This window comes from Pseudomonas sp. SWRI81, from assembly GCF_014268545.1.
Lineage (GTDB): Bacteria > Pseudomonadota > Gammaproteobacteria > Pseudomonadales > Pseudomonadaceae > Aquipseudomonas > Aquipseudomonas hamedanensis.
The window spans coordinates 1-26,991 of the sequence record NZ_JABWQS010000061.1; the positions used below are offsets into that span (position 1 = coordinate 1).

At 59.8% G+C, this 26,991-nt stretch carries 21 protein-coding genes; 9 read left to right on the forward strand and 12 right to left on the reverse strand.

Annotation, left to right across the window (positions count from 1 at the left end; genetic code table 11):
• Positions 1 to 151: 151 nt before the first annotated feature.
• The 9 genes from cmoB to HU765_RS25045 all read right to left on the reverse strand — a co-directional run bounded on the left by cmoB (position 152) and on the right by HU765_RS25045 (position 11,975).
• A complete protein-coding gene (cmoB, locus tag HU765_RS25005) occupies positions 152 to 1,108 on the reverse strand; it encodes a tRNA 5-methoxyuridine(34)/uridine 5-oxyacetic acid(34) synthase CmoB (protein WP_186623655.1) in 957 nt (318 codons plus the stop codon).
• Positions 1,105 to 1,884, reverse strand: coding sequence for a carboxy-S-adenosyl-L-methionine synthase CmoA (gene cmoA / locus HU765_RS25010; RefSeq protein WP_186623656.1), 780 nt, complete (start codon positions 1,882 to 1,884; stop codon positions 1,105 to 1,107). Before cmoA ends, cmoB begins: the two co-directional genes overlap by 4 nt.
• A 241-nt stretch (positions 1,885 to 2,125) precedes the next feature.
• Complete coding sequence (locus tag HU765_RS25015) at positions 2,126 to 2,518, reverse strand: protease inhibitor I42 family protein (protein ID WP_186623658.1); 393 nt, start codon at positions 2,516 to 2,518, stop codon at positions 2,126 to 2,128.
• A 119-nt stretch (positions 2,519 to 2,637) separates the two neighbouring features.
• Positions 2,638 to 3,012 carry a hypothetical protein gene (locus HU765_RS25020; protein WP_186623660.1) on the reverse strand — a complete coding sequence of 125 codons (375 nt, stop codon included), beginning with the start codon at positions 3,010 to 3,012 and terminating at the stop codon, positions 2,638 to 2,640.
• 169 nt (positions 3,013 to 3,181) lie between these two features.
• On the reverse strand, positions 3,182 to 5,596 hold the full coding sequence (gene lon, locus HU765_RS25025) for an endopeptidase La (protein ID WP_238344762.1): 2,415 nt from the start codon (positions 5,594 to 5,596) through the stop codon (positions 3,182 to 3,184).
• A gap of 879 nt (positions 5,597 to 6,475) precedes the next feature.
• A complete protein-coding gene (locus HU765_RS25030) occupies positions 6,476 to 6,850 on the reverse strand; it encodes a DUF6124 family protein (protein ID WP_186623661.1) in 375 nt (124 codons plus the stop codon).
• A gap of 353 nt (positions 6,851 to 7,203) precedes the next feature.
• Positions 7,204 to 7,656 carry a hypothetical protein gene (locus HU765_RS25035; RefSeq protein WP_186623663.1) on the reverse strand — a complete coding sequence of 151 codons (453 nt, stop codon included), beginning with the start codon at positions 7,654 to 7,656 and terminating at the stop codon, positions 7,204 to 7,206.
• Positions 7,657 to 7,981: 325 nt separating this feature from the next.
• Positions 7,982 to 10,393, reverse strand: a complete 2,412-nt coding sequence (locus HU765_RS25040) for a glucose/quinate/shikimate family membrane-bound PQQ-dependent dehydrogenase (RefSeq protein ID WP_186623665.1) — start codon at positions 10,391 to 10,393, stop codon at positions 7,982 to 7,984.
• A 220-nt stretch (positions 10,394 to 10,613) separates the two neighbouring features.
• Positions 10,614 to 11,975: a carbohydrate porin gene (locus HU765_RS25045; RefSeq protein WP_186623667.1), complete on the reverse strand. Its 1,362-nt coding sequence runs from the start codon at positions 11,973 to 11,975 to the stop codon at positions 10,614 to 10,616.
• 334 nt (positions 11,976 to 12,309) lie between these two features.
• Between HU765_RS25045 and HU765_RS25050 the strand changes: the two genes are divergently transcribed.
• A complete protein-coding gene (locus HU765_RS25050) occupies positions 12,310 to 12,540 on the forward strand; it encodes a VF530 family protein (protein ID WP_186623668.1) in 231 nt (76 codons plus the stop codon).
• A 1-nt stretch (position 12,541) separates the two neighbouring features.
• Positions 12,542 to 13,174: a Pr6Pr family membrane protein gene (locus tag HU765_RS25055; RefSeq protein ID WP_186623669.1), complete on the forward strand. Its 633-nt coding sequence runs from the start codon at positions 12,542 to 12,544 to the stop codon at positions 13,172 to 13,174.
• A gap of 93 nt (positions 13,175 to 13,267) precedes the next feature.
• Here HU765_RS25055 and HU765_RS25060 read toward each other — a convergent pair whose 3' ends face one another.
• Together HU765_RS25060 and HU765_RS25065 are read right to left on the reverse strand one after the other, a co-directional pair.
• Positions 13,268 to 14,053, reverse strand: a complete 786-nt coding sequence (locus tag HU765_RS25060) for a siderophore-interacting protein (protein ID WP_186623670.1) — start codon at positions 14,051 to 14,053, stop codon at positions 13,268 to 13,270.
• Positions 14,050 to 14,625 (reverse strand): PadR family transcriptional regulator, encoded by a 576-nt coding sequence (locus tag HU765_RS25065; RefSeq protein WP_186623671.1) that lies wholly within the window; start codon positions 14,623 to 14,625, stop codon positions 14,050 to 14,052. Before HU765_RS25065 ends, HU765_RS25060 begins: the two co-directional genes overlap by 4 nt.
• Before the next feature lie 497 nt (positions 14,626 to 15,122).
• On the opposite strand from HU765_RS25065, the gene HU765_RS25070 reads away from it, so the two are divergent.
• The 7 genes from HU765_RS25070 to HU765_RS25100 all read left to right on the forward strand — a co-directional run bounded on the left by HU765_RS25070 (position 15,123) and on the right by HU765_RS25100 (position 23,413).
• Positions 15,123 to 15,608: a CS1 type fimbrial major subunit gene (locus HU765_RS25070; protein ID WP_186552379.1), complete on the forward strand. Its 486-nt coding sequence runs from the start codon at positions 15,123 to 15,125 to the stop codon at positions 15,606 to 15,608.
• Between the two features lie 109 nt (positions 15,609 to 15,717).
• Positions 15,718 to 18,240, forward strand: a complete 2,523-nt coding sequence (locus HU765_RS25075) for a CS1-pili formation C-terminal domain-containing protein (protein ID WP_186623673.1) — start codon at positions 15,718 to 15,720, stop codon at positions 18,238 to 18,240.
• Positions 18,241 to 18,256: 16 nt separating this feature from the next.
• On the forward strand, positions 18,257 to 19,471 hold the full coding sequence (locus HU765_RS25080) for a hypothetical protein (protein WP_186623674.1): 1,215 nt from the start codon (positions 18,257 to 18,259) through the stop codon (positions 19,469 to 19,471).
• 44 nt (positions 19,472 to 19,515) lie between these two features.
• Positions 19,516 to 20,259: a molecular chaperone gene (locus HU765_RS25085; RefSeq protein ID WP_186623675.1), complete on the forward strand. Its 744-nt coding sequence runs from the start codon at positions 19,516 to 19,518 to the stop codon at positions 20,257 to 20,259.
• 90 nt (positions 20,260 to 20,349) lie between these two features.
• Positions 20,350 to 20,853: a CS1 type fimbrial major subunit gene (locus tag HU765_RS25090; RefSeq protein WP_186623677.1), complete on the forward strand. Its 504-nt coding sequence runs from the start codon at positions 20,350 to 20,352 to the stop codon at positions 20,851 to 20,853.
• Between the two features lie 5 nt (positions 20,854 to 20,858).
• Entirely contained in the window at positions 20,859 to 22,109 is a 1,251-nt protein-coding gene (locus HU765_RS25095) for a hypothetical protein (protein ID WP_186623679.1), read from the forward strand.
• 62 nt (positions 22,110 to 22,171) lie between these two features.
• Complete coding sequence (locus HU765_RS25100) at positions 22,172 to 23,413, forward strand: hypothetical protein (protein WP_186623680.1); 1,242 nt, start codon at positions 22,172 to 22,174, stop codon at positions 23,411 to 23,413.
• Here HU765_RS25100 and HU765_RS25105 read toward each other — a convergent pair.
• Complete coding sequence (locus HU765_RS25105) at positions 23,410 to 26,574, reverse strand: transglycosylase domain-containing protein (RefSeq protein ID WP_186623681.1); 3,165 nt, start codon at positions 26,572 to 26,574, stop codon at positions 23,410 to 23,412. The genes HU765_RS25100 and HU765_RS25105 overlap by 4 nt on opposite strands.
• Between the last annotated feature and the right edge of the window lie 417 nt (positions 26,575 to 26,991).

Consider the following 26,991-nt stretch of genomic DNA (forward strand, 5'->3'; position numbering starts at 1 on the left):
GCCGCATTTCAACGGCAGTAATGCAGTCAAATTGTGGGAGCGGGCTTGCTCGCGAAAGCGTCGGTACATTCAGAATGGATAGTGACTGAGACATCGCTTTCGCGAGCAAGCCCGCTCCCACAAGGGGATCTCCATTGTTCGGGAGATTGGGTTATTTCTTGGCGACGATCACCGCCCGCATCGGCGCCGGCAGTCCTTCAATGGTTTTGCTGTGATCCTCAGGATCAAGAAAATCGCTCAGCGACTGATACTTCATCCACTCGGTGCCGCGTTGTTCCTCCACCGTCGTGGTGCTGACATCCACGCAACGAATCTCGGTGAACCCGGCCCGGCGCAGCCACAACTCCAGTGCAGGCACCGACGGCAGGAACCACACGTTGCGCATCTGTGCGTAGCGATCTTCCGGCACCAGCACTTGATGCTTGTCGCCTTCGACCACCAGGGTTTCCAGCACCAGTTCGCCGCCCTTGACCAGGCAATCCTTGAGCGCCAGCAAATGCTCGATCGGTGAGCGACGGTGATAGAACACGCCCATGGAAAACACCGTGTCGAAGCCTTCAAGGTTCGGCGGCAGGTCTTCGAACGGGAACGGCAGATGCCAGGCGTTTGGCTCGGACAGATAGCGTTGCACCGCCTGGAACTGGCAGAAGAACAGCCAGTTCGGGTCAACACCAATCACGCTGTCGGCGCCGGCACCGAGCATGCGCCACATGTAATAGCCATTGCCGCAACCGACATCGAGGATGCGCTTGCCTTTGAGGTCCAGATGCGGGGCGACCCGCGACCATTTCCAGTCCGAGCGCCACTCGGTGTCGACATGCACGCCGAACAGATCGAACGGTCCCTTGCGCCACGGTGACAGGCCCATCAGCGCGGTGCGCATCTGGGCGCGCGTCTCGTCGTCGCAGTCGGTGTCGAGCTTCAGGCCGTTGAGCAAGTCGATTTCGCTTGGCTGAATCTTCGGCAAGGCATCCAGCGCACTCTGCCAGCGCTCCAGATCGCCGTGGCCTTTCTCCATTTTCTTGTCGAGTTGTGCCTGCAAAGTATTGGCCCATTCGGCCAGCGGTGTACCGGCCAGACGGCGGGCGAGGGGGGACAGATCAATCATGGCAAGGCAATCAACGAGGCAAAGTTAAGACACTGGAACCACGGCACGACTTTCGAGAACCCGGCGGCCAGCAGGCGTTCGCGGTGTTCTTCGAGGCTGTCGGGCTTCATGACGTTTTCGATGGCGCTGCGCTTCTGGGCGATTTCCAGTTCGCTGTAGCCGTTGGCGCGTTTGAACGCCACGTGCAGGTCGGTCAGCAGCGCGTGCTCTTCGGCATCGTTGAAACGCAGTTTCTCCGAAAGAATCAGCGCGCCGCCGGGCAACAACGATTGGCAAATGCGCGAGAGCAACGCGGTGCGCTGATCCGGGGCGATGAACTGCAGGGTGAAGTTCAGCGCCACTACCGAGGCTGGCTGGAACTCCAATGCGAGGATATCGCCCTCAACCACTTCAACCGGCAGCAATTCCTGAAACATCGAATCCTGACCGTTGAGGTATTCGCGGCAGCGTTCGACCATCGCCGCCGAGTTATCCACAGCAATCACCCGACACCCGTCGGTGCGTACATGGCGGCGCAGGGCCTGGGTCACTGCACCCAGCGACGAGCCGAGGTCATAGAGCACGCTGTTCGGCTGAGCGAATTGCGCGGCGAGCACGCCAAGGTTTTCAACGATGGTCGGGTAACCCGGCACCGAGCGCTTGATCATGTCCGGGAACACCCGTACCACGTCTTCATTGAAGGCGAAGTCAGGCACCTGGGCCAAAGGCTGGGCGAATAGGCGATCGGGTTCTTTGCTCACGGCGGTTCCGGCGGTATCGGTGGAAAAGGCCGGCATTTTAGCCAAAGTGGGGCGCGGATGCTTGGGTTGTCTGATAAAGCACCCGTGCGAAACGTGAAATGCGCCTGTGTGGCGAGGGAGCTTGCTCCCGCTGGGTTGCGAAGCGACCCTGAACGCGGTGCACGCGGTACTGCAGGGCCCCCTCAAACACCGGTTCTGCGGCTGCTGAGCAGCCGAGCGGGAGCAAGCTCCCTCGCCACAAAAGGTCAGCGCTGGGTCTGGAAGAGCGCTGAGGCAATCAATTTACCGAAATGGCGCAGTCAAAGGTTTCCACGGGCAGCACTTCCGGTGCCCACGGTTGTTGCGAGGTCAGGCGCAAACGCCCGGTGCCGGCCGCGAAGGCCTGGAAGCGCCAGGTCGAAACGCCCGCCGCACCGACCACGCCGGCATCTTCAGGGTTGCTGTAAACCTCGGGACTGAGCGCGCGCAACACGCCGCCCGCCGAATCCTGAATCGCCCAGCGGTAGCCGGTGGTCGGGTTGCTCGGCAGCGTGATGATCAGGTTTTGCCCGGTGCTGAGCCGCACGGGGCATTCGCTTTGTTTCTCCACAGTCACGTTGTGTTTCGGTTGCGTGGCGCAGGCGGCCAGCAAGGAAAGGGCGAGGGGGAGAAACAGGCGAGTGGGGGACATAAGATCAGCAGCTCCGGCGGTAACGACGAACGGCGAGCATAACTGAAGATGAGACAGAATGTGACCAAGCCCGCGCAGGCTGAGGCTACGCGGTCTCGTTTCACCTGGTCGGAGGGCGCTTATCCGCTAACGTCGAGTTCGATCTTTATAGGATCAGTATGGCCAGGAAAATCAAGCTCACAGTCGATTTGATATTTCCTGTTAGGGATGTCCAGGTAGGAAGTGAAAGTTCCCCGCTGGGCGTACTGGGTTCCACCTATGTTGAGGTAGAACACTTGTTGTAAATACTTACCTATCTCGAATACGTGATCACCGTTAGGCGTTAACGAGTCAATGGTAAGGCGGATTGCGTGTTGATTCGGAAACGCCAGCTCTTTTGAACCCTCAATGGTTATGTACTGGCCGTTCGTCACCTCTATATGGTCGACCTCGAAGAGCGGTACGCCCTTTTTAGTTGCTCTGAAATAACCGGGAAGACGCGATTGCCTTGGCATAATGAGTTCCCTCAATGAGTCGCTTCGAGAGGGAAGTTTGAGGGGCGGTCTGACGAGGCGCTACTGGTAGACTTGACAGGTTTTTATTGTTTTTTGCGATAGGTTTTTTCGCATCTGGTTATAGAGATAACAGGGCATTGCCAAGAGGCGATGCCCTGTTTGCATCGGGTTAGAACAAGATTTTCGCCACGTCCGCAAACTTCTTCGCGAAGTGCACGGTAATCCCTTCCTTCAGATAATCCGGCAACTCTTCAAAATTACCCCGGTTCGGCTCCGGCAGAATCAGCTCGAAAATCTTCTGCCGCCGCGCCGCGATCACTTTCTCGCGCACCCCGCCAATCGGCAGCACATGTCCGGTCAGTGTCAGTTCGCCGGTCATCGCCACGCCTTTTTTCGGTGGCTGATTACGCGCCAGAGACAGCAAGGCACTGGCCATGGTCACGCCGGCACTTGGGCCGTCCTTGGGTGTTGCGCCTTCCGGCACATGCAGGTGGACGAAGGCTTCGTCGAAGAACTTCGCATCACCGCCGAACTGCTTCAGGTGCGAACTGACGTAGCTGTAGGCGATTTCCGCAGACTCTTTCATCACATCGCCCAATTGCCCGGTGAGCTTGAACCCACGGTTGAGCGTGTGAATGCGGGTGGCTTCGATCGGTAACGTCGCGCCGCCCATGCTGGTCCAGGCCAGACCGGTAATCACTCCGGTGCCGGACAGCACTTGTTCGTTGCGGAACACCGGGTGGCCGAGCGAGGCTTCAAGGTCTTTCGGCCCGAGTTTGATCACCGCTTTCGGGTCGTCGATCAGTTTCATCACCGCTTTGCGCACCAGTTTGCCCATCTGCTTTTCCAGCTGGCGCACCCCGGCTTCACGGGCGTAACCGTCGATCAAGGCTTTGAGCGCGGTGTCGCTGATGCTCAGGCTGCCCTTGGACACGCCGGCCTTTTCGAGCAATTTCGGCCACAGGTGACGCTTGGCGATGGCGACTTTTTCTTCGGTGATATAGCCCGACAGACGAATCACTTCCATGCGGTCGAGCAGTGGGCCGGGGATCGAATCGAGGGTGTTGGCGGTGCAGACGAACAGGACTTTCGACAGGTCCATGCGCAGGTCGAGGTAGTGGTCGAGGAATTCGACGTTCTGTTCCGGATCGAGAGTTTCCAGCAGTGCCGAGGCCGGGTCGCCCTGATAGCTCTGGCCCATCTTGTCGATCTCGTCGAGCATGATCACCGGGTTCATCACTTCGACGTCTTTCAACGCCTGCACCAGTTTGCCCGGCTGTGCGCCGATGTAGGTGCGACGGTGGCCCTTGATCTCGGCTTCGTCGCGCATGCCGCCGAGGCTGAAACGGTAGAACGGTCGGCCGAGGGATTCGGCGATGGATTTGCCGACGCTGGTCTTGCCCACGCCCGGCGGTCCGACCAGCAGCACGATCGAGCCGCTGATTTCGCCTTTATAGGCACCGACGGCGAGGAATTCGAGGATGCGATCCTTGATGTCGTCCAGGCCTGCGTGGTGCTTGTCGAGGATTTTGCGCGCGTGCTTTAGGTCGAGTTTGTCCTCGCCATAGACGCCCCACGGCACCGAGGTGGCCCAGTCCAGATAATTGCGCGTGACCGCGTATTCCGGCGAGCCGGTTTCGAGGATCGACAGCTTGTGGGTTTCTTCTTCGAGGCGTTTCTGCACCTGCGCCGGCAGCACTTTGCCTTCCAGACGCTGCTGGAACTGTTCGAGGTCGGCGCTGCGGTCGTCCTTGGTCAGGCCGAGTTCCTGCTGGATGACCTTGAGTTGTTCTTTCAGAAAGAATTCGCGCTGATGCTCGCCGATCTTGCGGTTAACTTCGGCCGAAATCTCTTTCTGCAGGCGCGCGACTTCGACTTCCTTGCGCAGCATCGGCAGGACTTTTTCCATGCGCTTGAGCATCGGCACGCAGTCGAGCACTTCCTGCAACTCGGGGCCGGTGGCGGACGTCAGGGCGGCGGCGAAGTCGGTCAGTGGCGACGGATCGTTGGGGCTGAAGCGGTTGAGGTAGTTTTTCAGCTCTTCGCTGTACAGCGGGTTGAGCGGCAGCAGTTCCTTGATCGCGTTGATCAGCGCCATGCCGTAGGCCTTGACCTCGTCGGTCGGCTCGGTGGGCTGGTGCGGGTATTCGACTTCGACCAGATACGGTGGGCGGTGGTGCTTGAGCCAGGTCTTGATGCGTACTCGGCTCAGGCCCTGGGCGACGAATTGCAGTTTGCCGTTCTCGCGGCTGGCGTGGTGGACCTTGACCAGCGTGCCGTATTCGGGGAGGGCGCCGGTGTCGAAGTGGCGCGGGTCTTCCTGGGGTGTGTCCATGAAGAACAGGGCCAGGGAATGGTGTTCGGATTTGCTGACCAGTTCGAGGGTTTCGGCCCACGGTTCTTCGTTGACGATGACCGGCAGGACCTGCGCCGGGAAGAACGGGCGGTTGTGGATCGGGATGATGTAGACCTTGTCCGGCAGGTTTTGCCCGGGCAGCGCCAGGCCGGTGCCGGAGGAGGTGTGTTCGATGTGGTCGGTTTCGTAGTCGTCGTGGTTGTCCGGGCGATCTTGCTGGTCGGTCATGGGGCACCTGCGCAATGGGGTATGGGGTCTTAGATGGGGCAGGGGTGGGGTGGTTTCAATGGGGGGGGTGTGTTTCTGCTTGTGTGTTCAGGGTTTGGACAGTTTTTGACTTTGGCTGACCTTGGCGGCTTTTGGGCCGGCCAGGTTCTTGGGGTTTTGGGTGAATATCCGTTTTTGCGGTGCTGCGGCTGGCGGTTTCGCCCTTACGGCGAGTCACCTTTTCCAGACGCCGAAAAGGTAACCGAAAAGGCTTGCTCCTGCGTTCGGCCCTCGCAGGCTCGGGTTCCTTCGCTGCGGGATCGATCCGGGCGCAGCGTTTCCGGTTTGCTTCGCTGCACCTCCTTCCGCTGTGTCTGGCTGCGCCAGACGGTCGCTGCGCTCCCACGCCCGGATCAATCCCTCCACTCAGCCTTCCGACGTCGCCCGTGGATCAAGATCAAGAGCGGTACTCGAGCTTGCGCTCATTGTTGAGTGGGGCGGCTTTGCCGCGGGCAGCTGCGCTGCTTTGGCTTTTCTGTGGGAGTGAGCCTGTTCGCGAAGGCGACCTGACAGCCGACCTGTTCTCGCTGATGTACCCTATTTAACTGTAGGAGTGAGCCTGCTCGCGATGGCAGCCTGACAGCCGACCAATGTCTACCGGACGCACTCGGTTTCATTGTAGGAGTGAGCCTGCTCGCGATGGCGGCCTGGCAGCCGACCAATGTCTACCGGACGCACTCGGTTTCATTGTAGGAGTGAGCCTGCTCGCGATGGCGACCTGACAGCCGACCAATGTCTACCGGACGCACTCGGTTTCATTGTGGGAGCGAGCCTGCTCGCGAATGCGGTGTATCAGGCACCATAACGACTGAATGTGCCGACGCCTTCGCGAGCAGGGATTTAGCTGTGTGTCGGGGATTGGGGGATTTCGTAGTTGTCCAGCACGCGATTCACCGCCAGTTCGGCCAGCATGATTACTTGCTGGATTGCCAGAATGGTATGCCGCTGCGGGCTGTCCACATAGGCCGCAATGTCACTGGCCATCACACTCGCCGACGCGAGGGATTCGCACGCGTGGGCCAGCAGGCTTTCGTTGTCCTGATCCGGGGTGACCTGGAACATGGTGCTGGGTTTGTGGGATTTGTCAGGGCTGGCGGGTGGCTTCAGATAGTGGTCCAGCGCGCGCTCGGCGGCTTCGTGGAGTTTTCTGGATTCGGGGGATTGATACGGGGAGGTGCTTTCGGTTTCGGGGGGATTGGGTGTGGGTTTGGACATGGTGACGCCTCAGGTTAGGGGCCACTTCTCAAAATTGCCGCGACGCAATCTGAGGGTGGCAGCTGTACGCAGGTTCGCGGACCGACCTGAGGCATTCGGCATACCCGAAGGTATCCCGCGTACAGCCACCATGAATAACTGCAAGCAGCTGTTCAGTGGCGGCGATTATGCCTCATAACCCGGGCCGCGACGCCCGGTCGCTGAATTGGCAGCGACCCTACGAGCCTATCTAGCGCATTTCCCAAGCACAACCGACGCGACCTGTCGGAAAACTCCGCGCAACCACCAGGTCTGTAGGACAAGCACCTTTCCCACAGTCCGAAATAACCCAATGACTGAACCTGACCTGCTGGCTAGATGGGGTAAGTCAGCTCTTGGACAAGAAACGATCCCCCTCCGGTGAGTTCACGCGTTTCATCACCGTGGCGTGCCTTGCCGGAAAGTTGAAAGTTATCGAGGGAGTAGCGATACAGGCGGGGATTGAGCTGAGTTACAGCAATGCTGGAACAGGATGTCACTTCGTAGTCATAAATCTGGGCTCCGCGTTCGGTAACAACATATTCTAAGTAGCCAGAGATTGACGGATCCAGCAAGGTGCGAAGCGAGATAGAGAGTTTTCGTTCGCTCGATGAACCGTGGTTATCTTCGAAAGTGAAACTGTAACCGCCAAGCGGGTTGAAAGATGCCGAAATTCTGCTCGTCAGAAAGCTTGCCAGATCGACCGGCGTGCCGCCAATGATGCCTTTTACAGCAACGTTAAGCGTACCTCTTACCCAGACTGCCGGGGATGCGTTTGGATTTGTCATTGCGTGGTTCCTTGTGATTGATGTCTTGAGACTGGAAGTCTGCGGGGGGCGCTCAAAGCGGTGAACTGTCATATCTGACAGGCTTTTATACTTGTTCGCGATGAAACCTGTTGATATGGGTTATACGGCGAGGGCAGGGTTGATCAGGGTATGGGTGGCCCTGCTCGCGAAGGCGCTGTGTCAGTCCCGCTCAATATTGGATGTTCCGACGCCTTCGCGAGCAAGCTCGCTCCCACAGGGTTTGAGTTCAGCGTGAAAATCAGGCTCACAAAAAAAGGCGATGCCCCCTGCGGGACATCGCCTTTTCACTACCAGCAGCTAACGCTTATTCCGGCAGTTTGTACGCAATGATGTAGTCACCCATCTTGGTGCCCAGCGAGCCGTGGCCGCCGACAACAAGCAGCACGTATTGCTTGCCGTCCTTGCCGGTGTAAGTCATCGGGGTCGCCTGGCCACCTGCTGGCAGACGCGATTTCCACAGCTCTTTGCCGGTATTCACGTCATAGGCGCGCAGGTACTGGTCGAGGGTGCCGCTGAGGAAACCGACGCCGCCGGCGGTGACGATCGAGCCGCCCATGCTCGGCACGCCCAGGGTGAAGCCGATCGGGATCGGTGAGCTGTCGCGGCTGGTGCCGTTCTTGCGTTTCCACACGACTTTGCCGGTGGTCAGGTCGATGCCGGCGACGTAGCCCCAGGCCGGGGCCTGGCACGGTACGCCGAGAGGCGACATGAACGGGTGCATGATTACCGCGTATGGCGCGCCAGTGTTGGGCTGCACGCCAGCGGTTTCGCTTTCGCGCTTGCTGTCGGCGGCGACTTCGGCGCGTGGGACCATTTTCGACACGAAGGCCATGTAGTTCGGGCTGGTGAACAGCATCTGGCGAACCGGGTCGACCGAGACGCCGCCCCAGTTGAACACGCCGACGTTGCCCGGGTAGATCAGACTGCCCTGTTCCGATGGCGGGGTGTACTGGCCCTCATAACGCAGTTCCTTGAACTGGATGCGGCACAGCATCTGGTCGAACGGGCTCGCACCCCACATGGCTTTTTCGGTCAGTTCCGGGGCCAGCAGGTTAAGGTCCGAACGGGCCTGGGTCGGTGCGGTGTGGTCGCCTTTCACGGCGCCTTGCGGAACCGGGATTTCCTTGATCGGGATGATCGGCGTGCCGTCACGACGGTCGAGGACGTAGAGGCTGCCCTGCTTGGTCGGAGCGATCAGCGCAGGTTTCACGCCGTCGGCGGTTTTCATGTCGAGCAGGGTTGGCTGGCTGCCTACGTCCATGTCCCACAGGTCGTGGTGGGTGAACTGGTAGTTCCAGCGCACTTTACCGGTGGCCAGGTCCAGCGCGACGATACCGGCGCTGAATTTCTCGGCGCCCGGGGTGCGGTTGCCGCCCCATTGGTCCGGGGTCTGGTTGCCCAGTGGCAGGTAAACCATGCCGAGTTTTTCGTCGACACTGGCCAGCGACCACATGTTCGCCGAGTTGCGGCTGTAGGTTTCGCCCGGGGCCAGAGGCTCGGTGGCGTCTGGCTTGTCGCTGTCCCAGTTCCACACCAGGTGACCGTCGCGCACGTCGAACGCGCGGATCACGCCCGATGGCTCGTTGGTCGATTCGTTGTCGGTGACGTGACCGCCCATGATCACCAGATCACGGGTAATCGCCGCGGGCGAAGTGGAGTAGTAGCCGCCGGCGGTGAACGGGCCAATACCCTGGGTCAGGTCGACCACGCCGTTGTTGCCGAAGCCTTCGCAGATTTTGCCGGTGTCGGCATTCAGTGCGATCAGGCGGGCATCAGCGGTCGGCAGGTACAGACGACGCGGGCAGGCCTGAGCAACGGCTTGGCCAGCTTCGGAGATGACGGCGGAACCAGCGTTCTCAGCCTTGGCATAGGCGGCTTCGTCGTAGTACGACACGCCACGGCAGGTCATGTGGGCGAAGCCCTTGAAGCCGACCGGGCTCTTGATCTGCGGGTCGAAGCGCCACAGTTCCTTACCGGTGTCCGGGTCCAGTGCCAGCACTTTGCTGTGCGCGGTGCAGGCATAGACCATGCCGTTGGCTTTGAGCGGGGTGTTCTCGTTGGTCAGCTCGACCGGATCATCCGCGGTCGGCAGGTCGCCGGTCTGGATGCGCCAGGCTTCTTGCAGCTTGCCGACGTTCTGCGGGGTGATCTGCTTGAGCGGCGAGTAGCGGTCACCGAATTCGGTGCGACCGTAAGCCTGCCAGTCGCCATCGGGCATGGCCGGTGCGGTGCTGGTCATGTCTGCGGTGTCGCGGCCCAGTTCGCCGAAGGTTTCGCCCGGGTGGGTGAACAGGCTGGCCAACGCGGTCACACCGGCCAGGATCACGGCGACGGTCAGACCGCCGGTGCCGATTTTTGCCGGGCCGTTGAGCAGCAGCGGACGACGGAACCACGGCAGCAGCATCACGAAGCCGAGGACAAACCACAGCGCCAGACGCGGCACCAATTGCCACCAGTCCAGGCCGACTTCCCACAACGCCCACACGGTGCTGGCAAACAGTACGATGGCGTACAGGCCCAGCGCCGCGCGTCGGCGCATCAGCAGCAGAATGCCGGTCAGGGCGATGCCGATACCGGCCAGCAGGTAGTACAGCGAACCGCCGAGCGTGCTCAGCTTGATTCCCCCGGCCAGCATGGCCAGGCCCATCAGTAACAGCAGGATGCCGAGCAGGCCCGGTAGCAGACGGCCCCGACTCGAAGCACTTTCGGTGCTCATAGTGTGATTCTCCGTGACGTTTATGTAGTCCCGCGCTGTAGTCACTTTAGATGACGATTTGGCGTGGGCATGGTTCAGTTGAAAAACTTGTTCGGCTAACGAATTTCATTTGTGTAGGAGTGAGCCTGCTCGCGATAGCGGTGTGTCAGTCACTGGAGGTGTCGCCTGGAATACCGCTATCGCGAGCAGGCTCACTCCTACAATGGATCTGTGTGGTGCTTTAGAACGACGACTGGATCTTGATTCCGCCGATCAGGGCGTCGTCGACGTCGTTCACGCCACCGGGGTGGCGAATGTATTGCAGGTTCGGGCGTACGGTCAGCCAGTTCGTCACGTGCACGCCGTAATACAGCTCGGCGCTGTATTCGGTGTCCTGCGGTGGCAGGAAGGACGGATCGTCGTAGTCGTAGACGGCATTGGCGCGGTTGCTCATTTCGGCGTTTTTGCGATAGGCCGGGTTGACGTGCACGCGGGCGAGGGCGAAACCGATGTCGTCCTTGGCGCGGGCATCAAACGGGCCTTTGTAGGTCAGGCCGGCCTGCACGTAGTTGTCGATAGCGTTGGTTTTCTTGTCGTGCATCGTCGCGTTGGCGAACAGGCTCAAGCCACGGGAGTTGTCGCTGGCGACGCTGGTGATCTGCTGCTGCACGCCCAGCCACACGCCATGCTTGCTCGACGCGCTGCGGTAGGCTTCGCCGCTGAGGGCCGCCGACTGGCCGTTCTGGTCTTTATAAACGTCAGAGGCCTTGGCGTTGCTGTAGTAGTAGCCGGCGCGGTATTCGCCTGGCAGGCCGTTGAGCTTCGGCGTCCACACCAGTTCGATCGGCAGGATTGCGCCTTGAGTGCCGCTGCCGCTGAGTTTGAAACCGTTGCCGCGATCCAGGTTCGACGGATTCTGCTCATAGGCGCCGACCTGCGCGTACAGCTCCGGCGTCAGGTGGTATTTGACCCGCAGCGCCCATTGGCTGACCGGCCAGTTGTACCAGATGCCGCCGACCCAGTTGCCGACCTGCGAACCGCAGAAGGCCAGGTTCTGGAAGTCGCAGGGGAAGCTGTTGAAATCCTCGCCTTCGCCGAAACGGCCAACCTTGATGTCGAGCTTCTGGTCGAGGAATTTCTGCTGGTACCACATCTGCGTCAGGCGCGTGGTCTGGCCACGGCCCCAGACTTCCTGAGCCGAGGTGAAGCCGCCGACGCGCGGGTCGTTGATGCGGTCGTTGCTGATGTTATTGCCGCTGCGTTTGGTGATGGTCAGTTGGAACTCGGCGTCGTTCCAGCCGAGGATCTTCTGCAGGTCAAGATGCGTGCCGAGGCCGAACTGATCGCTGTAGCGCGCGGTGCGGTCGTGGTCATAGCCGCCGTGCAGGTTGCTGCCCATTTCGCCGGTGTAATCGAGCTTGAAGTCGTAGCCTTTTTCCGAAAGTTCAGTGCGCGTGCCGTTCCAGTCACCGAGCATATACGGTGATTCAGTGTCGAAGGCCGGAGCGGCTTGGGTGCAGGTGGCGAGGGCCAGAGCGGTGCAGCCGCCAAGGGTGCGCAGGATTGAGATAGCGCTGTCTCGGGGGGAGGAAAAATCAGGCATGAATAAGTCTTTTTTTGGTGTTTTTCGGGTGCGATTGCGGCGCTTCAATATGACGCAGGCAGTGAAGCGTTTAAGCAGAAGGGCGGCAGGATAATGATCTGTTACAAAAAGACAAAGGCCTTTTATAAACATGCATCCTTTCGGATTTGGTAACAGTGCGAAAAGATCGCAGCCTTCGGCAGCTCCTACCTTGTATTGCGTACAACCTGTAGAAGCTGCGGAACGCTGCGATCTTTTGACCTTGACCTACATTTGAAGGAAGCGCTTCCACCCGATCAGCCCCTCGGCTAAGGTGCGCGGCTTCAAGCACTTCCACTTCGCCCAAAGGCCTGGCATGAACGACCACACCCCCGATCCGCTGCACGGCGTGACCCTTGAACAGATCCTCAACGCACTGGTGACTCACTACGAGTGGTCGGGGCTGGCCGAGCGCATCGACATTCGTTGCTTCAAGAGCGATCCGAGCATCAAGTCGAGCCTGACGTTTTTGCGCAAGACTCCGTGGGCCCGGGAGAAAGTCGAGCGTCTGTACGTGAAGCTGATGCGCACCAAACGACCGCTCTGACATGGACAGCGCAAGGCGGCGACGCTTGATCACCTGCCTGGCCGTGTTGGGCTGGGCAGGACTGACGATTCAGATGTACCTGATTTTCTTTGCACGATTGAGCGTCGGCGCCAGCCTGCTGGGCGGGCTGGTGAGCTTCTTCAGTTACTTCACCATATTGACCAACACGCTGGTGGCGACGGTGCTGACCTGTGCCGTGACTGATCGCGAATCCGCCGTGCGGCGCTGGTTTCGAAAGCCTTGGGTGAGCAGTGGAATTGCCGTAAGCATCGCAGTGGTTGGATTGGCCTACAGCCTGCTGCTGCGGCATCTGTGGCATCCCGAAGGTTGGCAGTTTGTCGCTGATGAACTGCTCCACGACGTCATGCCGTTGCTGTTTCTGGGCTATTGGTGGTGGTGCGTCCCCAAAGGCACGTTGCGCCTGTGGCACCTGCCGCTGTGGTTGGTCTATCCACTGGTGTATTTCGTGTACGCCTTGCTGCGCGGGCATTTGCTTGGCGCGTATGCGTATCCGTTCATTGATGTGGCAGTGTTGGGTTATCCACAGGTGCTGACGAATGCCGGGGGGATTTTGGTGGGGTTTGTGCTGATTGGCCTGCTGGTGATAGGTCTGGATCGCCGAAAATCATTGTAGGAGTGAGCCTGCTCGCGATAGCGGTCTGTCATTCACAGTTGCATCAACTGATAGAGCGCTATCGCGAGCAGGCTCACTCCTACAGGTGGAGCATTACTCTTCGTCAGAGCCCTCGGCGCGCCAGTAACCGACAGCCTTGATGAACTGCTCATCCAGCCCATGCTCATCGATCAGCACACGGCGAATCTGCCGCGAAACCCTGGTCTCGGTTGCCACCCAGGCATACAGATTGCCCTTGGGCACTTGCAACTGTCTGACGGTGGTCAGCAGGTTGTCCTGGCCACCTTCACGCAGCACCCAAATCACGTTGACCTGCGCGGCACTGTCCAGCTTTTGCTGCTCGGCACCGTTTTCCACTTCAATCACCACCAGCGCCTTGCGATTCGCCGCCAGACCTTCGAGGCGGCGGGCGATGGCGGGCAGGGCGGTTTCGTCGCCAATCAACAGATAGCTGTCGAAAATGTCCGGCACGATCATCGAACCGCGGGGGCCGCCGATGTGCAGAAACTGTCCGGGCTGGGCCTGTTCCGCCCAGATCGAGGCAGGTCCGTCACCGTGCAGGACAAAATCAATGTCCAGTTCCATTTTTTCCAGATCATAACGACGCGGCGTGTAGTCGCGCATCTCGGGTAACGGCCCGTTGTCCTTGCCGGCGCCGAGTACCAGGGTCTCCAGCGCCGCTGCCTGCTCGGCGTTCTGCGGGAACAGCAGTTTGACGTGATCGTCCGTGCCCAGACTGATAAACCCGGCCAGTTCCGGCCCGCCGAGGGTGATGCGGCGCATGCGCGGGGTCAGGTCGGTGACGCGCAACACTTCCAGTTTGCGTCGTTTGATCTCGTGCATCACGCGGTGAATGGTTTGGCTATCGACTGCAGTCATTCGGCTTTCTCCGGGGCAGGTTGAACGGCAGGGCCGTCGACGATGGCTTTGGCGGTGTCGTTGAGCAGATCGCGCACGCGCAGGATCTCTGCTGCGCTCCAGCGCCCGTGATGCATCTGCAGGGCATGGCGCAGGTTATGCACCGCTTCATGAATTTCCGGCGGGCGGTCGTGGCCGCGCAGCGAGCGCTTGCTGACCTCGATGCGCATGCGCACGCCGTCGAGCGCCACGGCCTGTTCGCTTAACGACAAACGACCGGCGTCGGTGGCGCGGTAGCGTTTTTTGCCACCCTCGGCGTCCCCGGCAATCAGGTCACTTTCTTCCAGAAAGGTCAGGGTCGGGTAGATCACGCCGGGGCTCGGGCTGTAGGCGCCATCGAACATGCCTTCGATCTGGCGGATCAGGTCGTAGCCGTGACACGGCTGTTCGGCGATCAGCGCCAACAGCAGCAGTTTCAGATCGCCCGGGGCGAACACTCGCGGACCGCGTCCGCCGCGTTCGCGGCCGGGGCGTTTCTCGAAGCCGTCGCGGCCATCACCGTGCTCGCGGTGGGGAGAATGAGGGTCTCTCATTTTTCGCTTTCTCTCGTCGTGTTTAGATACAACTTAAGATATATCTTAAAGCTCGCGCAAGGCCTTTTTCCTCTGATCCGAACGCGCCGGACGAGCGGTTGGCCAGCCTGAACGCAACAATTTATTTTCCGAATCAATAATTCTGCGGCGTAACCCGAGAGTTAAAGTTAACGCTCTAGTTGTCGTAGAGCTTGTATTCTAAATAGTGCTAAGTTGGCATGCCTGTTGATTAAAGCTCCTGCATGGTTTTTTTCGGATAACTGTATGTAGGGGATAACTTACAGTTACTTTTGCAAGTCTCTGTTTTTCAGTCTTTTTTCTGGCGGGATCAAAGGAGGTTTGGCTACGCGGTTGTCGGAAGTTGCCTGCTTACATTCCAGAGCTAACAGTCGATGATGCCCCGGCGTTGAAGGTTCGAATTGATTTGTCTCAACTAGAGATACGGTCGGTTGGAACTTTGAATGAACTCCCTTATAGACAGAAACAGGTACTGACCGATGTTCAAGAAACTCGCAATCGCTGCTCCTCTGGCACTGGCCATGGCTTCCACTGGCGCGTTCGCCGCCGGTGAAGCTGCGCACTCCATCAGCCTCGTCGCTCACGTGCCGACCAATGGTTTCTATATCGTTCCAACCGACCCTGATCTGGTCAACAAAGACCAGGACATGAGCTATCAGCCGGCGACCGGCAAGATGCGTGACGTGACCGGTTTCTTTGACGTGCGCAACAACAGCGGTTCGGTTCACGCCAGCCTCGACAGCGTGCCGAAGTTGATCTCCGGTTCGAGCAGCATCGATCTGCAAGTGGCGATCAACAACAAGGTTCTGACCCTGACGCCACAGGAAATCGTCGGTGAGGCTGAATCCGACGTGAACTACCGTGCGCCGCTGAAAATCAGCGCCGTTGGTAATACTTTCACTCCGGGCGATTACACCGGTGTGGTTGCGATGACTTTCGACGCCGTTCCTCCGGCTGGGCCTTGATCGGCCCATTCGGCCTTCAACCCTGACGGTAGTCAGCGTTTACCGATTGGGGCAGACAGCAATGTCTGCCCCGTCGGACTTCCAACCTTCGTAATCAGAGTAAGAGTTCATGTTCCCGATGACACCCATCGCGGCTGCGCTTGCGCTGTTGTTTTGTGCCAGCGCAGCCGTGGCTTCCAATTCCGCCGGCACCACGCCCCGCAGTCTGCTGGCGCAGGCCAAGGGCTTGCCGGCGGATTTCGAGGAGCATTTCTTTGATGTGCCGCTGGCGGTTCGAGTCGAACTCGATCACCAGCCATTGGGCGAGGCCATGGTGGTGCTGTCGCGCGATGATCGCATCACCCTGCTCGAATTTACCGACACCAGCGAAAACCGCTTTGGCCCCTCCGAGCGGGAAAAATGGGCGAGTGTGCTCAAGCCCGGCGTACCGTTGGGGGCATGCAACAGCGCCTGCCCCGAGCAGTTACTGGCGCTGCACTACAACCTGGAAAACTCGACGGTGTCGATCCTCACCGAAAACGCCGAGCGCGACGTTTCGGCCAAGCGCTATTACGAGCAGCCCAACGGCGGCAGCAGCGGCCTGATGGTGCGTAACCAGCTCAACCTCAATGGCGGCCAGGAACAGGATCTGGGCGGTCGCTTCGGCCTGGAGGCCACCGGCAGTCTGGGCAACTGGAGCCAGACGCTGAATCTGCAAGTGGCGCGCCTCGGCGGCCCGGATGACAAGCTTTACCACGCGGTACACGAACTTCACACCCAGCGCGAACTGCAAGGCAGTTTTTTCCGTCTGGGCTATTTCACCCCCAATTCCGAAGGGCTGACGCGCCAACCGCGTACGTTCGGCACCAGCCCCGATACCGCCGTGGGCATCATGTACGGCAGCTCCGACAGTCTGGCCATCAACTCGCCGATGCCCAGCGTGTACCCGATCTATGTCACGGCCAACCGCCAGGGTTCGGTGGAAATCTGGCGCGATGGCCTACTGATCAATACCCAGTCAGTGCCCGCCGGTTTGCAGACCCTCGACACCCGTCCCTTGCCGGGCGGTATCTATGAAGTGGAAGTGCGCCTGATCGAAGACGGCCAGATCACCTCCACCACCCAGGAGTTGGTGTACAAGCCCAACAACTGGCGCAACCTCGATGACCGCTGGCGCTACAACGTGTTCGCCGGCGAAGAAAGCAAGTTGCTGAGCAACTGGGACACGCAATCCAGTGGCAGTCCGACTGCGGGCGCGGCGATCAATTACCTGCTGCATCCGCGGGTGATTCTCGGGATGTCGGCGCGTCAGATCCGCGAAAAACTGCAATACGGCACGTCCATCGACTGGACGCTGGCCAATCACATCAGCCTGTACGCCAACGTCTACAAGACCGAGGATTACGGCACCGGCCTCGACCTGCAAAGCCTGTATAACTACGGCGCCGGCAGCATCGTGATCAGCCACAACCGCAGCTGGCTCGACACCACGGACACCTACGACACCCTGCCCGATGGCACCCGGGTACGGCCGCGCAATGTGTTTATCGGCCAGACCAGCAATTCGTCGCTGGCGCTCAACCACCGGGTCAACAGCAAGAGTTCAATCAACGCTCGGGTGTCGCACAGTGAGGGTAATGTCGAGGGCTTCGGTGTCGACATGGGCTGGACCCAGCGCACCGAGCTGTTCGGCAGCGATGCCAGCTGGCGCTTGTCGATCTTTGATCGGCCGGGCAGCTACAGCAGCGGCGATGCGCGCAATCGCGGGGTCGACCTGAGCGTCAACCTGGCGCTCGGCGCACCTGGCCAGCAGATCACCGGCAGTATCGGTTCACGTACGGCGCGTGACGGCGCGCGCGACAACAATGCTTCGCTCGGCTGGCGCAGGGATTTCAAAGACCACGTGCTGCAGAACGTGTCGGTCACCGCGCTCACCGACACCTATGGCGTGGGCATGTCCAGCCTGGCGAACTTCCGCACCGACACCGTCGGTGGCGATGGCTTTGTCCAGCGTTCGTCCTACAACGGCAATTTCACCGGTGGCCTCAACCTCGACAGCACGCTGGTGATCGGCGGCGAGCAAATGCTTATGACCAGTCAGAGCGAAGTGCGCGGCGCGGGGCTGATCGTCGATGTCGAGTCGGACATCGACAACATCCTGTTGCGTGCTGACGACTACAGCGGTAGCAGCGCGGCACTCAAACCGGGGCGCAATTTCATCCCGATCACCGCGTATCAGAACAGTTCGGTGAGCTTCGACTTTGAAGGCAACAACGTCCCGGCCGCGACCATCGAACCGGCACGTACGCGTTATCACCTGAACAAGGGCGGCGTCGAGTACCGCAAGATCCGCGTGATGAAAACCCTGACCGTGCTCGGCCGTCTGGTCGATGGCAAAGGCCTGCCGCTCAAGGGCCATCATGTGATCAACCACGCCAGCCGCGGCGTGACCGAGGTTGACGGCTTCTTCTCGATGGAGATGAACGCCGGCTCGCCGACCCTGGAAGTGCGTCAGGGCAATCAGTTGCTTTGCCAGTTCCGCCTCGACGCCGACAGCCATCGGCGCGAAAACAACGTGTTGATGATCGGCGACCTGCGTTGCACGCCAGACACCCTGGCTGACGTGACGTCCACCGAGCAGAAGGCGGGTTGACGCGATGAGGATGAAGATGAAGATGTCCACGAAAGTGCTCGGTGTTTGTCTGGCGCTGGTTATGCCCAGAGCCGAGGCGGCGACCCAGGAAATTCGCGCGCTGTTTCAGCCAGATCCGTCCCAGCCGAACAAGAATGTATTCGTCAACCAGACACCGAACAGCGGTTATTGCGCGACGTATCCAGGGGAATGCGCGCAGAACAACATGTTCAGTATCCAGTTGCCCATTCGCTCCCCGTCCCTGCGGCCGCTGCTGCCCGGAGACGGCATCCCGATCAGGGTTCCGGCGAACTGGCGACAATTGGTGGTCACCAATGCCGAAACCCAGGAAGCCGAAACGGTCGAGGTGCGCATTATTGGCGTCGGGTCCAACTTCCTTCTCAGTCATTCAGCGGGCGATCTTACGGGCGAGACCGACCCGCTCAAAGCCCATCAGGCGTTGTGGGAGGGCAGCAGTTGGGTGTATGCGCCTGCGCCCTGTCAGTACAGCGGAGTCGGCGCGTACACCCCGGCAACCTATCGCTTTTTCTGGAAAGCGCCGGTTGAAGAGGCCTGTAGCAAAGTGGCGCGGTTCAGCATTCCGTGGATGACGTTCGACACCCTGGATTTCGCTTACGAACTGCGCACGCCCAATCCGCTGGGGATGTCCTCCGGGCTCTATACCGGCGCGATCAACTACACCATCGGGCCGACCGGTGATTTCACCTTCGGGCCATCGTTTGTGCCCGATGACAGCAACCTGACCCTGGATTTCGTGCTGGATGTGCAGCACACCCTGAAAGTCGAGCTGCCACCGGGCGGCAATAGAGTTTCGCTGGAACCCGCAGGCGGGTGGGCGCCATGGATTGAGAGCGGGAAAAAACCGACCGAGATCTTCCGCGATCAGCCGTTCTATCTGTCGGCGTCGTCGCGCTTCAAGGTCATGTTGCTGTGCAATTCCCCTGGGGGCAACACCTGCCGGCTGAACAGCCCCAAGGGCAACACGACCGACATTCAGGTGGCCATCACCTTACCGCCGGGCATTGCCGGCGCGGGCGGCTACAACGTCACCCGGTTGCCATTGATATACAACACCTGGGTGGGGCCATTCCAGCCCTCGCTGTACGTCGACCGCAAAGTCGGTTCGCTGAATTTCTACATGACGCCGTTTGCTATCAACTTTCTGCTCAGACCCGGCGTGAACGACAAGCTGCGCGGCAATATCACCATTATCTGGGACTCGGAAGCGTGAGCGTTCCCGGCTGGCCCTTTTCAATTCTTGTGGAGTCGAAAACGATGAACCGTGTTTTTTTGCTGGGCCTGCTCAGTGTGTTTTGTCTGCCCGCGCAGGCCGGTCCGCAGATCAATGTCGGCACCGTGTACGACTATCTGGACGCTGATAAAAGCACCTACCTCAAGCGTGTATTCAATAGCGGTGACGCCACCGCGTTCGTCAAGGTCAACGTGCTGGAGATCGTCTACGACGCCGACGGTCAGCCCAAGGAAATTCCGGTGGAGGCCGCCGCCGACGGCGCTTCGCGCAACGGCGTGATGGCCAGCCCGGCGCGGCTGATCGTGCCGGCCAAAGGCATGCAGGGTACGCGTTTGCTGTACATGGGCGAGCGTGACCGCGAGCGTTACTTTCGCGTGCGGTTCGTGCCGGTCGTGCCGGAAAAGGAAGACGAGTTTGCCGTCAGCGGCGAAGAGCGTGAGGACTACAAAAAGACCCTCACTGCCGGGGTCAACGTGATGACCGGTTTCGGCACGATTTTTTTCGTACGGCCCAAGGATGCCCGTTTCGCCACGGTCATCAATGAAACCGACAAGCGTTACGAACTGCGCAACGACGGCAACACCGTGGTGATCGTCGACGAGTTCAAGAGCTGCTCATTGAGCAAGGAAACCGATTGCGGCGCGACCACCAAGCACCATGTGCTGACCGGCAAGACCTTCTCGTTCGACAAGGAAAAGGGCCGCGAATACCGCTTCTTCCTGATCGAAGGCAACGACAAGAAAAACCTCAGGATCACCAGCCGCTAACGCAGTCCGGCGCGAGCGAACAGCCTCGCCACAGGTGCCGTGGCGTGTTTGCGCCGGACCTGCCTTTCATTGACGCAACGGGTAACCAACATGATCAAGCAATGCACCGTCGTCGCGCTGATGGCCGTGGCGGCTCTGACCGCCAGCGCTGCCTGGGCGGCTCGGGAAGAACATACCTTCGAAGTGTCCCTGACCATTCCCAGTCGGCCGTTTTACGTGATCCCGGCAGAACCGGACTGGATTCATCGACCGCAGCGCCTCAACTGGGATTACCCCACCTCCACCTTGAGCAGCGTGCAAAAGAATTTCGACGTGCGCCATGACAGCAGCGCAATCGAAGCGCGGCTGGAGGCCGAACCCTATCTGTCCAATGGCCGCCCCGAGGACGATATCAGCCTGCGCGTGACCTTCAATGGCGTTGAACTGAGTGCGGCGATGACGCCGCGGCAGGTGCTGACCCGCGAAGAAGCGGCGGCGGGCAAACGGGTAATGCTGGAGATCGCCCCGATCAAACCGGCCGCTGGATACCGCACGGGTGAGTACGCGGGCAACGTGTTGTTGCTGTTCAACGCCCAGACACCGGATGCGGGATGACGCCCATGGCATTTAACCGACCTGCCTGGCGCCGGGCAGCGGCCAGCCAATGCCTGGCGTTGCTGTTGGCGTTGAGCGCCACTGAGGCGCAGGCCGTCAATCAGGAAATACGTGCGTTGTTTCAGCCGGACCCGTCCCAGCCGAACAAAAACCTGTTCGTCAATCAGACACCCAACAGCGGCTATTGCGCCTACTTTCCGGGAAGATGTGAAGCTATCAACATGTTCAGCATCGAACTGCCGGTGCGTCATGACTCAACCAGGGCCATCGAACCTGGAGATGATGTCTCACTCAAAGCTCCAACGGACTGGAAACGGTTGACGGTTACCCATCAGGACACCGGCGAAACGGAGACGGTCGAGGTGCGTATTACCGGGATCGGTTCAAGATTTGTCCTCAGCGATACCGTGTTTAACCTCACCGGCGTCGCGGCCCCTACAGGCCATGACATTCTCTGGACATCCCGCAGCGGTTGGCTGTATGCCCCGCCACCTTGTGGCGGTAGCGGTCTGGCGAGCTACAGCCAGACTGCCTATCGTTTCTTCTGGCATACGCCGGTGGACGCGTTATGCACCAAAACCGCCGCGTTCCGCATCCCTTCGATGTACTTCGAAAAACTCGATATTGCTTATGAGTTGAGAACCCCCGACCCGTTGGGAATGTCGAGCGGTCTGTACACCGGATCAATCGGATACACCATTGGCCCCAGCGGCGATTTCCAGCTGGGTTCGATGATGGAACCGGATGATGGTGCCCTCACTCTGGATTTCGTTTTGGACGTGCTGCACACCCTCAAAGTCGAAATTCCGCCGGGGGGCAACAAGGTCGTGCTGGAACCCGAGGGCGGATGGCAGGGCTGGCTGGAACACGGCCGCCGGCCGACGCGTCTTTATCGGGATCAAGTGTTCAATATTTCCGCCTCGTCGAAATTCACCATGAAGATCGAGTGCGAGCATGACCTGGGCTTTGGCAACGGCTGCGGCATCATTGACCGCGAGACGGGCTACGTCGGCGCCGTAAACGTCAGCGTCAGCCTGCCCAACGGATTGACCGACAGTTCCGGACAACCGGTCCGGCGCATGCCCTTGCGCCTGACGCCGAGCAGTCCGTTTCAGCCCGGTATCTACGTTGATCGCAAGCCCGGAACGCTGCATTTCGAGGTCGACCAAAGGGACGTCAACTGGCTGATCGACAACGCCCGGGACAAACCCTACAAGGGCAATATCACGGTGATCTGGGATTCGGAGGTCGGTTAGCCCGGCCAGCCTGAAGCGTACTGTTTTTTGTTCAACTCCAAGACACCGAGAGAGTGAATCCTGTGGCGAATTCCATTTCGAAATCCCGACCATGGGCGGGTTTACTGCTGGCGCTGTGGGCCGCTACCGCCGCAGCGGAAGTGCATGACATCGAAGCCACTTTCGAGCCGGACTTTGCCAATCCTCAGCGCAATCAGTTCAAGAACCAGACACCGTCCGAAGGGTTCTGCCGTCAATTGCCGGCGACCTGTGAATCGTTGGGGCTTTTCAGCCTTATCGCGCAAATACCGTTCACGGCCAATGCGCCGATTGAGGCCAACCACTCCGACCCGCGCAAGGGCGGGATGGCCAAGGTGCCATCCGAGTGGCGCGATGTCATGGTCACCCATGCTTCCGGCGACACCCATCGTGTCCAGTTAAGGATTGCCGGTATAGGACATGAGACCGCTTTACCGCGTCCGGTCAGGGAACTGACCGGCGGAGCATGGTGGGATCAATTGTGGGAAGGCGGGGCCTGGGTTTACGCACCTGCCCCGTGTCTGGGCGTCGGCCGGTCGACGGCCGGTGAATACGGCTACAACAGCTTCTGGCGAGTCCCGGAGGGCGCCGGGGTTTGTAGCAAACAGGCGAAGTTCCAGATTCCGATGTCGATGCGCTATCTCTACTTCGTTTACGGCTATGAATTGCGCACCCCCGATCCCTTGAAAATGGAGGCCGGAACCTATACCGGATCGATCAGCTACACCGTCGGCCCAAACATGGATTTCGACATGGGCGACGTGATGATTCCGGCCGACCCGCTGCTGACTCTCAATTTCAGCCTGAAAGTCACACACACCATGAAGGTCGACATTCCGCCCGGCGGCAATCGTGTGGTGCTGGAACCTGCGGGCGGCTGGCAATCCTGGTTGAATCAGGGCCGCAAGCCGACGCGTTTGCTGCGTGACCAGACGTTCAATATCTCGGCGTCGAGCCGTTTCAAAATGAACCTGCAATGCCAGTACTACAGCAACAACACCTGTGCTTTGTGGGAATCGACCTCCGGCCACTCGGCGCCACTGGAGGTCAGTGTGACGTTGCCCAACGGCCTGACGGATGGTGCCGGCCAGCCGGTCAACCGCCGTCGTTTGTTGCGTGATGGCAGCGGCACGGAGTTGTTCCAACCGGGTTTTTATCTGGATCGCAAGGTCGGCACTTTGCACTTCGAGGTCGCGCAGGATGCGGTGGATGAAATGATCAAGCCCGACACTGCCCGAAGCTATTCGGGCAGTGTCACGGTGATCTGGGATTCGGAGGTGGGTTAGCGGAGTGAGTCTTCGCGGCCATGCCATTCGGATTCAGCCGTTGCCGCCATCGTTACCTGAGTATTTGCAGCAGGCCGGCATTGCGAGTCGCTGCCCGGTTGCAGGTAGGGCGTCAGGATCGGCGCCATGCCCTTGAGCACCTGTGTGGGCAGGGCCGAGGTGAATTTGAAGGTCTCCGCCGAGCGCCCCGGCACGAACGCGGTGAGAGTGCCGAAATGGTGATCGCCGATGTAGAACACGAAGGTCGCGGTGCGGTTGATCGACTTCGAACTGAGGATTCTGCCGCCCGATCCGATGGCCTGTATGCGGTTATCACCGGTGCCCGTTTTGCCACCCATGGCCAATGGCGTGCCATCAGCCAGTTTGAAACTGCCGGAAACACGTTTGGCGGTACCGGCATCAACAACCTGTGAAAGCGCTTCACGCATGGCTCTGGCGACTTCGACCGGCATCACTCGCTTGCCGGCATGCGGGTCGTTGACCAGGCGGGTTTCGTAAGGCGTGCCGGCAGCAAAATGCAGGCTGTCGATGCGCAGCGTTGGCAGGCGCACGCCGTCATTGAGGATCGTACCGATCAGTTCGGCCAGTGCCGCAGGGCGGTCGCCGGAGCTGCCGATGGCGGTGGCGAGTGACGGCACCAAGTGGTCGAACGGATAACCTACGCTCTGCCAGCGCTGGTGAATCTCAAGAAAGGCTTCGATTTCCAGCATGGTGCGGATTCGGCTGTCGCGTGCGCCCTTGTGCTTGCTCTTGAACAGCCAGCTGTAGACTTCCTGACGCTCGAAATGGCTGGCTTTGACGATCTGGCTGAACGTCGCGTCCGGATGGTTGAGCAGGTAGCCCATCAGCCACAGATCCAGTGGATGCACCTTGGCGATGAAGCCCTGATCGGGCAAATCATAGCTACCCGGGCCGTAGGCATCGTAAAGCCTGATCAGGCGATCGTCGGTGAGTTTTTCGTTGAGTTTGCTGCCCTTCAGGTGCGAGCGCACGAAGCTGTTGAAGTCTTTCTGTTCGGCCTCGGGCAGCAGGTAGCGATGCACGGCGGCCAGGCGGATCGGCGTCGGGCGCATGCCGTCGAGGAAGGTCTCCAGTCGCGCCTGGGTGTCCTTGTTCCGGTACTTTTTCCAGAACTTGAGCAGGAACGAGGTGCCCTCGCGGTCGGCAAAACTGGCCAGGTATTCCTGACGGCGCGGGTCGCGGTCGTCCTTGAGCAGTTCGGCACTGCTGTTGGGGCCGGAGTAGGTGACGTAGCGCACCACGTCGCGCATCAGGCGAATGAACGGCAGGTTGATCGACTCGCGCAGGGCATCGCGCAGGGTCGGCAGACGGCCGTTGTCCTCTTTGCGAAAGTTATTGAAGGTGTGCAAGCCACCGCCGGTGAAAAACGCCTCGCCGGGGCTGGCCGAATATTTGCGGTCCAGCGCTGCGCCGAGCATCTTCGACAGGTCGTGGTCCTTGTTCTGAATCAGGTAATCGAGAACCCAGCGGCTCAGGCGATCCTGCTCGGGAATCTCGACTTTTTTCAGTTCCGGCACGCCCATGGTGGCGTACTTGTCGTGCAGTTCGGCAATGATTTGCAGGTAAGTGGTCAGCACGCGCATTTTTGCGGTCGAGCCCAGTTCCAGTTTGCTGCCTTCGTTGATGTCGAACGGTTGGTCGGTGCTATCGGTCTGCACGCGTACGCGGGAGCCGTCCGGGGTCAGCTCGAACAGGGTGAAGCTGTAGCGCACCTGGGTGGTGCTGGTCGGGGTCAGCAGGCGTTCGCCGAGCAGGCCGATTTCGGCGGCGTAGGCCGGGTCGGCGAGTTTTTTCAGGTAGACGGTGGCCTGGCTCTGCAAATCGCCTTGCAGGGTGCTGGTGGCGGAAAGGTCGAGGCGATCGAGGTCATACAGCGGCCGGTTGAGCATGCTCGCCAGGCGGCTGCGGGCGACGCTGATGCCTTTGTTGGTTTCAATCGGCTGCATCGTCGGCTGGGTCTGCCAGTCGCGGTAGCTGACGGTGCTGGCCAGGGCGGCGTCGGCCAGTGCGCTGTCGATCACGCCGTTCTGCTTGAGCAGGCGCAGGTGGCTGTCGGTGAGGTTGGCGAGCTCTTCGCGGCCCTTGGTCAGGTAATGCGACGGGCGGCGCTGGGCGATCATCAGCGAGAGCATTTCGCGCAGGGCCAGGCCTTTGGCGGCCATGCTTTGCGGATCGGTGGCCGGGCTGTTGAGTTGTTCGTTGGCCTTGTTGAAGTCGCTGCCATACCAGACCCGCAATCCTTCGGCCATGCCGTGCACTTCACCATGCCCCGGCACCGCCGACAGCGGCACGCTGTTGAGGTAGTCGCGCACAACGTTCTGCCGCGCGCCGAGGGTTTGCGGACCCTCCTGATAGGCGCGCACGCTGGCGGAAATCATCTGGCGAATCTTTTCGGCACCCGACACAGTCAGGCCATCCGGTGAATGCCGGTACTTTTCCAGTTGCGTCGCCAGCGTACTGCCACCGGCCGACTGTCCCGGCAGGCGCAGCAACTTCGCCACCTGCGACCACGCGGCCATGCCAAAGCGCGGCCAGTCCACCGCCGGGTTGGCCAACGGTTGTTTCGGGTCGAGCAGAAAGCGGTTTTCGATGAACAACAGGCTGTTGACCACCACCGGCGGAATCGCCGCGAAGCTGGCGTACAGCTGTTGCGGATAGTTGTATTGGTACAACGGCGCGGCGCGGCAATCGGTGATTGACAACCCGGCCTGAATCTTTTCGGAATAGGGCACGAACAGGCCCTTGTCGGTGTAGCTGAGCAGGGCCGGGGAAAAACGCGTCTGCTCGGTAATCACATAATTGCGTTTGAGCAGCCGCGGCAGAAATTCGTCGAGCGAGCTGTAGCCCAGGCGCAGATCGAACGGCCCGTTGCCTGGATAACGAATCGCTTCGCTGGGGCCGGGTTCAAGCTTGTAAGTCAGCGAAGCGGCGTACTGGCTCAATTCCCGGGACTGAAAACGCGAGGTGCGCATTTCCTTGGACGCAGCCAACCCCACGACGACCGCAATGATCACCAGCAACAACCAGAAAGCCTTCCACCCATGCCGGTGACGGCGGGTTTTTTCAGGAATAGGCGCTTCATCCACACGTTCAGTCGGAACCACAGTTTTACTCGAATCGGTTTGCCACAAAGCGCCCATAGTCGATTGATCCATTCACGCAGATTGATCGGACTTGTCTGAAGCTTAGACGGTGGTTGGCGCGGGTGAAAAAAATGTGAAGGGCGGGGGAGGCGGATTATCTGAATAAAACTGGAACGAACAATTGAACGTAACGATGTATGGATTTATGCAACGAGCCGGTTTTCTCCGTCATGTGAAGATTCACCGCGGCGAGGGGATTTATCCCCGCTGGGCAGCGAAGCGGCCCCAAATCCTGGCAGCAGCGTTTTTGCAGGCACACCGCGTGTAGAGGGGAGTTGCGACTGCTTCGCAGTCGAGCGCGGATAAATCCCCTCGCCACAGAAATCCTGTTCCGCTCAACGCCCGCAGGTATCCCAAGTGCTGTAGGTGTGACGAGAGGATTTTTGTAACGATCGGGTTTCGTCGTCATGTGAA